A 6,345-nucleotide genomic window follows, 5' to 3' on the forward strand; every position below is an offset into this window, starting at 1 on the left:
CACATGAAACTGATATTCAAAATCACCCTGCTTTACCTGCTGATCTCGCTGGTTGTATTCCTGATCGGGGGCATTATCACCCATCAGATCATTATGCGGGAAGTCATATATGAGGAACAAAGGTTTTTGAGGGAACGGCTGGACTTTGCCATCAGAATGATCGAGCGCAGAAAGCTTCATAAGCCTTTTGAACGTGACAAAATAAAGATCATACCTCTCGGTACCCGGGGAGAGGAAACGGAAATAGCTTTTTCGGATACCGTAGTGATGCATAGTACGCTGCAGCGCATGGAGCCCCACAATAAACTGGATGTAGTTAAAAAAGTGGGGCAGCAGTATTATAAAATTACCCTTTATGACCTTATTGTTGAAGAAGATGACATTGCCGAAGGGGTAAATGAAGCCTTGGTGAAGGTTTACTTATTACTTCTTGTAGTGGTGCTTATCCTGAGTTGGGTGGCTTCGGCCTTCCTGTTAAAGCCTTTTAACATCACCCTGGATCACATCAAAAACTTTAGCCTTAGAAAAAACAACCCCATTAAGTATAAAAAATCGAACACCAAAGAGTTTGATAAGCTTAATAAGTTCGTGGAAGAAATGACGGAGAAGATCCAGACGGACTACCAGTCATTAAAGGAATTTACCGAGAATGCATCGCATGAAATGCAGACGCCACTCTCCATTGCCAATGGTAAACTCGAGTTGCTCATGGAGTCGGATAACCTCACGGATGAGCAGGTCGCACTGATCGTATCGGCTCAGGGGTCAGTACAGCGCCTTTCCAGGATGGGCAAAGCCTTGTCGTTGCTGACAAAAATTGAGAACAAGGAGTTTGAAAGTACCGAAGAGATCAATCTCAGTGAACTTTTATTAAAGCTGCTGTTTGATTTCAAAGAACTTGCTGACCTCAAATCCATAAAAATTGAGTCTGAGATACAGGAGCATGTAAAAGTGAATATGGATAGTACCCTGGCGGCTATTATGGTAACCAACCTTCTGCAAAACGCCATCAGGCATAACTATGAAGAAGGCCGTATCCATGTGGTATTAACCCATACAAGGCTCTCGATCAGTAATACAGGAGGAGCCCTTAAATCTGACCCGGGCTCCCTTTTTGAGCGCTTCAAAAAGGATAACCAGAGCAAAGAGTCTGTAGGCCTGGGTTTGTCGATTGTAAAGAAAATATGTGAAGTGAGTTCGTTTGATATTTCTTACCAATATCAGGAACCCGACCATACGATCGAGGTGATATTTTAAAACTTCAGAATTACTTCAGATTTCATACATATTTAAATCAAACCCGTGGTCTAGTTTTGTAGTTAACAACCATAGGGAAAGGCAGGTGCAGTTGAGCGTAATTCTCAAAAACTCAAGACATAAATTAAATACATGAAACAACAATTTTTACTGTTATTAGCATTTTTTGCAGTTACCGCAGCGTTTGCGCAGAGAGGCGATAGCCAGGGAGCCGGACAGCCTCCTGCAGTAACCGGTACCGTTATGGATACCGAATCCGGTACTCCACTGGAATACGCATCTGTTAGTTTATTAAAAGCCTCAGACAGTACCCTTATAGATGGAGGGATCACTGATGCCAATGGAAAGTTTACAGTAAAAGGCAGGCCAGAGAAATATATCGTGCAGGTACAATTCATTTCCTATGTATCCAAAAGTTTCAATGTCACCCTCGAGCCCGGAGGCAAAGACCTGGGTGTAATCAAGCTCAGTCCCGATGCGGAAACCCTCGAAGAGGTAGTGATAACAGGCGAGAAGAGCCAGATGGTAATGGAGCTTGATAAGCGTGTGTTTAATGTGGGGCAGGACCTGAGCAATACAGGAGCCAGTGCCGCGGACATACTGGACAACATCCCTTCTGTAAATGTTGATATTGAAGGCAATGTAAGCCTAAGAGGAAGCGGTAACGTCCGCGTGCTGATCAATGGCAAGCCGTCAGGATTGGTAGGCATCAGCAGCACCGATGCCCTGAGGCAGTTACAAGGGAATCTTATTGAGCGTGTAGAAGTGGTAACCAATCCATCTGCCAAATACGAGGCCCAGGGTAATGCCGGTATTATCAACATCATTCTGAAAAAGGATAATAACGATGGTGTTAATGGTTCATTCAGTGCCAATGCCGGATATCCTGATAATTACGGACTTTCATTTAATGTCAACTACCGTAAAAAATGGATGAACCTGTTTGCCAACTATGGTATCGACTACAGAAAAAGCCCCGGCTCAGGATTTGCCAATCAGATATTCTACAAAGAAGATACAACATACTACACTGACATCGACAGAGACCGGACTCGTGGAGGTATATCCAACAATTTCAGGTTTGGTTCTGACTTCTATCTTAACGATAAAAATACCATTACCGTAGCGGCACTTTATCGTATTTCTGATGAAGAGAACGAGACGGAGCTGTTTTACACCGATTATGATATTAACCGCAACCTCGTAGCCAGAACCCAAAGGCTCGATAACGAGCTGGAAGATGAAGAGAATATTGAGTTTTCATTAAACTATACCAAAACATTTAGCAACGAAAAGCATAAGCTTACAGCAGATGTACAGTACAGGGAAAGTAGCGAAGTGGAAGATGCAGAGCAAAGACAGGGACTGGTGCCATTGCCAGGCGAGGTATTTGAGCCGGATGTTTTTCAGCAGTCATTAAACGATGAGTTTGAAAGCAACCTACTGTTGCAAACCGATTATGTACATCCTATTGGAAAAAATGCCAAGGTGGAGGCCGGATACAGAGGCTCATTCAGGAAAATTGATAATGCCTACATTGTAGAGCAGCTTGAAGATGGTGAGTTTGTAATGTTGGAGGGTTTTACCAATGACTTTAACTATGATGAAAATATCCATGCGGTATATGCCATCTATGGTAATAAAATAAATAAATTTTCATATCAGGTTGGCCTTAGAACCGAGATCACCGATATTACTACCGAGCTGGTGCAGGATGACCTTAAAAATGATAAAAACTACACGGGCCTCTTCCCCAGTGCGCATGTAACCTACGAGCTTAAAAATCAAAACTCACTACAGGCCAGCTACAGCAGAAGGCTCGACCGCCCGGGATTCTGGAGCCTCAATCCTTTTTCAAGCTTCACAGATTCACGTAATATAAGGGCAGGAAATCCTGACCTTGACCCGGAGTATACTGATGCCTATGAAATCGGCTATTTAAAAAACTGGAATTCTGCATCATTGTTTACAAGCTTCTACTACCGCCACTCCACCGGGGTGATCGACAGGATCCGTTATGTGGAAGACAGCATCACCTATGCCGTGCCACTAAACCTGAATAGCCGTGATGCTTATGGTGTGGAGTTTACCGTTTCCAAAGATGTTGGCAAATGGTGGAAAATGAATGGTAGCGCCAACTTTTACCGTTCAGCCACCAAAGGACAATACCAGGAGCAAGACCTGTCAAACGACACCTATACCATGTCAGCCCGCGTTACCTCTAAGATGACACTTTTCGATGCCTTCGATTACCAGATCAGCGGCCGCTACAGGGCACCTCAAAATAGCACCCAAGGTAGAACAAAAGCTTTTTATATGATCGACATGGGATTTAGTAAAGATGTATTTAAAGGCAAAGGCACCATAGCCCTCAACGTCCGAGACCTCTTAAACTCCAGAAAATGGAGGTGGGAAACCGATACGGAAGACCTTTATCAGGATTCTGAGTTTCAATGGAGGGCCAGACAGGTAACGGCAACATTCACCTATCGCCTAAAGCAAAAGAAGACCCGCGAAAGAGGCAACGGAGAAAGAGGAGGTGATTTTGGCGGAGATGATGGATTTTAACAACTGAGCAACATACCAGCGGCATACAGCCATCAATATTCGGGGACTAAATATATTTCCACGCATTTTAAGGAGAGGTGCTAAATGGAATAAATAGTCCCCAGGGTCTGCTTCACGGCAGACCTTTTTGTTTTTTGAGGTCAAGTTCCCTGTTTCATTATCTGACCTTAATCGGTTGGAGGTAAATTTCGCCCCTACGGGGCTGTTGGATGATGTATAGATTTTCTACAAATATTATGTCCCTCCGGGACCAGTTTGAACCAATGCTGCCTCCCAGCCGGAACATTAATTGCGAATTAATACCGTGCCATATAATCCCGTAGGGATAAAACATTTGTAGAATATTCATTTAGGATTAGGCTGTCCTGTAGGGACAAAATAAACAAGCTGTTGAAGTCAATTGATATAAGGGGCGGAGGTAAATTCTGTTCTTACCTAAAACCAAATTGAATGTAAAAATTATTCAACTGAATTTAAAATGTAACGCTCGTCAAATGAAATTTCGAATTTTTTGAGCAGTAATTTATACTCTTCCTGAAAAGGCCTCACTTTATGATGTTGCTTCTGATTTTGAATGTACTGATAAACGTCATCAATTTGGCTCCTTCCATATGAAAAAGCCCCATATCCTTCCTGCCATTGAAATTTTCCTAAAACAAATTTTTTATTATTGATCCATTCTGATGATTCACCTTTTACAATTCTCATAAAATCAGATATAGATTGCGTAGGGTGAAAACCAACAAACAAATGCACGTGATCCGGCATGCCGTTAATGGCAATTAATTTATGCTTATGGTTCTTTACAATCCCACCTATGTACCTATAGAGTTCGGCCTCCCAGCGTGGTTGTATCAAGCTTATTCTGTTTTGTACAGCAAATACAAATTGTATGTAAAGTTGGGTATAGGTGTTGGCCATGTTTTACTAAATTTCTTTTGATGCCGATAAACTATTTAGAATTAACGGCATCTACAAAATAATTCAGGGTAACATTTCAGGTGGAGGGGGGTATTTTACAGGTATAGTTATGATGACCATGGGATTTCCAATCCCGTAGGGATAAAATTTTTGTAGGAACAATAATCATTTTGAATAGTTGTCCCGTAGGGACAAAATAAACTGGTTGGAGAGTTTTCTAGTTATCTATTATAATGTTAACACATACCTTTCACATCACATACCTACCTAAAAAACAACCTGAACGCCGTGCCCTTGCCAAGTTCAGAGCTTACTTTGATGTTGCCGCCGTGTAAATGCATGATCTGTTTGGAGAGACTCAGGCCGATGCCGGAACCATGTTTTTTTGTGGAAAAGAAGGGTACGAATATTTGGTTAAGCTCTTTTTGAGGGATACCGGAGCCATTGTCCTGAATCTCAACCACCTGCTTGTCATAATCCTGGTAAGCCCTTAACTGTATGGCAGGGTTAGGCACCCCTTCCAGTGCATGTATGCTGTTGGTGACCAGGTTGATCAGTACCTGCTCGATAAGGTGGCTGTCCATTTGTATGGTAGTGATGTTATCAATTTGTGATTCAAACCGGATATTTGCTTTGTCCAGCTCACTGCTCATCAGGTTTTCGATAGTGTTGAACAGCTCCTGCACCGGTACAGGCTCAAGCTTTGGCTTGGCTACTTTGGTCAGCTTTCGGTAGTCATCAATAAAAGAAACCATACCATCGCTACGCTTTTTGATGGTTTTTAGTGAAAAGCGCAGATCCTCAATGGTTTCCTCATCCAGTTCTTCCAAAGGCTTTTGCTGCCCATCCTTTTCGAGCATGCTCTGCATAGTTTCGGTGAGGGAAGAGATAGGCGTGGCGCTGTTCATGATCTCGTGGGTAAGAATTCGGATGAGTTTATGCCATGCCTCTATTTCTGTTTGTTCTATTTCCCCTTTGATATCCTGAAAAGTGATCAGTTTATAGCTTTTGTTGAGCATGATCATTGAATTCACATCAACAGACAACGTCCGGGGTTCACCATGGGCATCGATGTTGATCAGCTTACGGCCAGTGTCGCCGATGGCGTCAATTTCCTGCACGAACGATGGCTGTTTAGCTTTCAGTATCTTCCAGTTTTTAACACCCTCCGCATGCAGCACTTGCTCAGCCGGTTTGTTGATCAATACGATATTTTCATTGTTCTCAAGAGATATGATGCCGATATTGATGTTGCTGACCACCATTTTCAGATAATGAAACTGGCCTTCATGCTCCATTTTTACATTCTTGTAAATATCGATGATCTCGGTAAATGCCTCATTGAGTTCTTCAAACGACTGTCCGATCTTGCTTTTGCTGAAGTTGATCGAAAAATCCCGGTATTTTATGGCCAGGAGGAATTTCGCCAGCTCCCGGTTGGTATGGTTGATGAATCTTAGCAGTTCCACTACCTGAGCAACCAGTATAATAAGCAGGATGATTTGATTAAAGAACAGCCTGTCATCTCCAAAGATCAAGGCAAAAGCAGCCATAACCGCAAGGATCATGAAAAGCCTGGCTGCAACTTTGAAAGTAAAT

At 42.6% G+C, this 6,345-nt stretch carries 4 protein-coding genes; 2 read left to right on the forward strand and 2 right to left on the reverse strand.

Annotation, left to right across the window (positions count from 1 at the left end; translation table 11 throughout):
• The first annotated feature begins 3 nt into the window (after nucleotides 1-3).
• Both E1163_RS20170 and E1163_RS20175 read left to right on the forward strand, forming a co-directional pair.
• The gene (locus tag E1163_RS20170) at nucleotides 4-1,257 is read left to right on the forward strand and encodes a sensor histidine kinase (RefSeq protein ID WP_155174267.1); all 1,254 of its coding nucleotides are present in this window, start codon (nucleotides 4-6) and stop codon (nucleotides 1,255-1,257) included.
• Between the two features lie 132 nt (nucleotides 1,258-1,389).
• Nucleotides 1,390-3,825, forward strand: a complete 2,436-nt coding sequence (locus E1163_RS20175; protein WP_155174268.1) for a TonB-dependent receptor — start codon at nucleotides 1,390-1,392, stop codon at nucleotides 3,823-3,825.
• Between the two features lie 459 nt (nucleotides 3,826-4,284).
• On the opposite strand, the gene tnpA is transcribed toward E1163_RS20175, so the two are convergent.
• On the reverse strand, nucleotides 4,285-4,746 hold the full coding sequence (gene tnpA, locus E1163_RS20180) for an IS200/IS605 family transposase (RefSeq protein WP_155174269.1): 462 nt from the start codon (nucleotides 4,744-4,746) through the stop codon (nucleotides 4,285-4,287).
• 263 nt (nucleotides 4,747-5,009) lie between these two features.
• Nucleotides 5,010-6,345: sensor histidine kinase (locus E1163_RS20185; protein ID WP_155174270.1), on the reverse strand; the 1,336-nt coding region annotated here is incomplete at its 5' end.

It is taken from the genome of Fulvivirga kasyanovii (genome assembly GCF_009711405.1).
Classification (GTDB): Bacteria; Bacteroidota; Bacteroidia; order Cytophagales; family Cyclobacteriaceae; genus Fulvivirga; species Fulvivirga kasyanovii.